This is a genomic window from Haloferula sp. (genome assembly GCF_049672945.1).
Lineage (GTDB): Bacteria > Verrucomicrobiota > Verrucomicrobiia > Verrucomicrobiales > Akkermansiaceae > Haloferula.
Genome location: NZ_JBATWY010000111.1, coordinates 1 through 2848 on the forward strand (window position 1 = coordinate 1; position 2848 = coordinate 2848).

Sequence of the window (2848 nt, forward strand, 5' to 3'; positions counted from 1 at the left end):
CTGCACGGAGGCGCGCGAGGTTTCCGGGGAGTTCGGGGATCTCCGCGCTACTGTGGCTGGAGGCATCGCGATGATAGCGGTAGGCTTTCTCATAGAGCCGGATCGCCTTTTTCCACGAGGTCTCGGGCTGGGCAGGCGGCTGTGGTTCCTCCTCGAAGACATGCGCTCCACGGAGGTGGGTAAGCACGGCAAGTTGTTCCAAGGCGGCGCCTGTTAGATCCGGCCTGCTTTTCGGCGCAAGCCTGGCGGCGACCTCTAACAGCTCGATGGCCAGGGCAGTGCGGTCCTCCGAGGCGATGACGCCTTGCTGGTCGATGCGTAGATCCTCCATCGCCCGGTTATAGTGGAGTGTCGAACGCAGCGCCGGAGGGGCTGATTCGTCGGCGAGGGCATCACGCTCGGCCTCGGGCAGGTCCCGGATCTTCGCTTTGCTATCACTGGCGGACTTGTCGCCGGCGAGGATCCGGTCGGCATTCCGCAGCCACGTTGCAGGTCCGTCTGGCTCGTGGTGTAGCCTTCCAATTTCTTCGCCGGTCGCAGCATTGAAGAAAACCGTGCATGGATAGCCGTCGATTGAGAACTGGGCGGCGAGACTTCGGCGTGCCTTCCTTTCCTCGGCCTCGATTCCGGTGCGTGGCAGATCGAGGTCGAGCCGGACCACCCGCCAGGATACCCATGTCGTGAAACTTTCGTGGCGGAGGATTTCACGCTCGAAGGCAATGCTCGCCTCGGACCAGTCGCTGCCGGTGAAGAGAAGCATCAAGGGGCGATCGCTTTCCTTCGCTTCGGTGAGTGCTGCCTGGTAGGGGGCATAGACTTCCTCTTGGGCACGCAAGGTGGATGTTGCCGCGACGATGATCAGCAGGCTGGCGAATACTTTCCGAGCTTCGCGGGAACGTGGGTCGAGGAACAGGCGCAGGAAAAGAAGTAGAACGGCCACGGCAAGCGGGTAAGAATAAATTTCGTTGGGGCGCTGTCGGATGTTTTCCTGATCGGATAGGCCCTCAATGGAAAGGGTGTCGAGGGCGTCGCGGATGCGGGCGACCGAGGCATCGACGACCACTGCCGAGCCATCCGCGGCAACTCCGCCGGTCGCCATCGCGATCTCACGCATCAGTTCGGGATTCGGCTGGCTTTCCTGATCGTCCCGGCTGTCAGGGACGGCGGTGATGGCCTCCGGGTTGCCGAAGAATGCGGTGTGGACGGGGACGCCGCGCTCCTTTAGCTTCGCGGTCGCCTTGGCGACGTCTGTTGTCAGTCGGTCGCCATCGGAAAGCAGGATGATTGCGGAGCCCGGAGGCGGCTTCTTGGTGAGTAGTTCACCTGCTTCATCGAAGGCGGCTTCGAGGTCGGTGCCTGCGACTGGAATGATACCCGGCATCAGTCGGTCGAGGCGCTCGCCCAGCGTGCGGCGGTCGATCGTCAGCGGGCATTCGGGAAAGGCCGCGCCGCTGAAAGAAAGGATGCCGATCCTTTCAGAAGGGAGGGCCTCGATCAGGGTGTGGGCAAAAAAGCGGGCCGCTTCAAGCCGGGCCAGGCCGTCGGCATCGGGGCAGCCCATCGACTTCGAGACATCGACGACGAGCATCACGTTGCGCACCGGGAAGCGCTCATTGCTGAGGAAATATCCGGCGATCGGTCGCAGCAGTGTGATCGCGATAAGGATGACCGCGCCACAGGCGGCGAGAAAGCGGAGGTTACGGCGGCGCGGGCTGGCGAAGCTACGGAGGGCCGATCCCTCGGAGCTTTCCGCGAGTGCGCGGAAGGTACGCCGCCGCAAGCTGCAGGCGAACCATGCCGCCAAACTGAGAATGGCGACCGCCGAGACGATCCAAGGCAGGTGGTTTAGGGCGCTGAAGTTCATGAGATGGTGTGCAGGACGGTCCGACCGAGCAGCAGGGCGAGTCCTAAAAGGATGGCACCGACGACGAGTGGATATGGGAAAAGGTCACTCTTGAGGATCAGTGCCGGATGGATCCGCGTGGTGGTTTCGAGATGATCGATGGTGTCCATCACCGTTTCGAAGCCGGCGCTGTCCCGGGCACGGAAAAATCTTCCTCCCGTGGTCTTGGCGATGGACTCGATGGTTTCCGTCCTGAATTTCATGTCCGTTGTCTTCTTCAGGTAATCGTTCTTGTTGATGAAGGGATTGTCGCCACCGATGCCAATGGTGTGCACGGCGATGCCCCGGCTTGCAGCGAGTTGCGCTGCGGAGTCCGGAGTGAAGTCAGGATCCTCGACCGAGTGGGCACCATCGGTGATCAGGATGATGCAGCGCCGGCTATCATCATCGGCCGGGAGGGCGTCGATTGCCGTCGCGAGCCCGGCCGCCATGTTGGTGGCGCGTTCGTGCCCCCCGAGCACCGAGTTGTCGATCTGGTCGACGAGTCCGAGCAGGAAGTCGTGGTCAAGGGTTGGAGGACTGGCGACCCAGCTTTCGGCCCCGAAGATGGCGAGGCCGATCCGGTCGCCGGGACGGCGCTGCACGAAACGCTTGATCTGGGCCGCCGCAACGGCGAGGCGATCACCGAGTTCGCCAGCCTCGATGGCCCGGATTTTCTCGGCTTTGCTCAAGCCGGGCTCGGGGTCATAGGCGTCCATGCTGTTAGAAAAATCGAGTGATAGCATGATGTCGATTCCCTCGTGGGCGACAGGGCGGATCTCGACCGCCGACTGGGGTCTTGCAAGAGCCACAACAAAGGCGACAAGTGCGAGACTTTCCAGAAGCAAGGGAATCCGGAAACGGAACGGGCGGCGACTTTTGCCGGGCTGGTAGATCTCTACGGAAGATACTGTCAGTGCTGGAGCAGGACGCCGGAAACGCCACGCCGCGCCGATGACAAGCGGC

2 protein-coding genes are annotated in these 2848 nt (G+C 62.3%); both read right to left on the minus strand.

Annotated elements, in window-relative coordinates; genetic code table 11:
• The coding region (locus WBG04_RS09725) for a VWA domain-containing protein (RefSeq protein ID WP_424314218.1) at nucleotides 1–1864 on the minus strand (1864 nt) is incomplete at its 3' end.
• Nucleotides 1861–2848: vWA domain-containing protein (locus WBG04_RS09730; protein ID WP_424314219.1), on the minus strand; the 988-nt coding region annotated here is incomplete at its 5' end. The genes WBG04_RS09725 and WBG04_RS09730, both read right to left, overlap by 4 nt.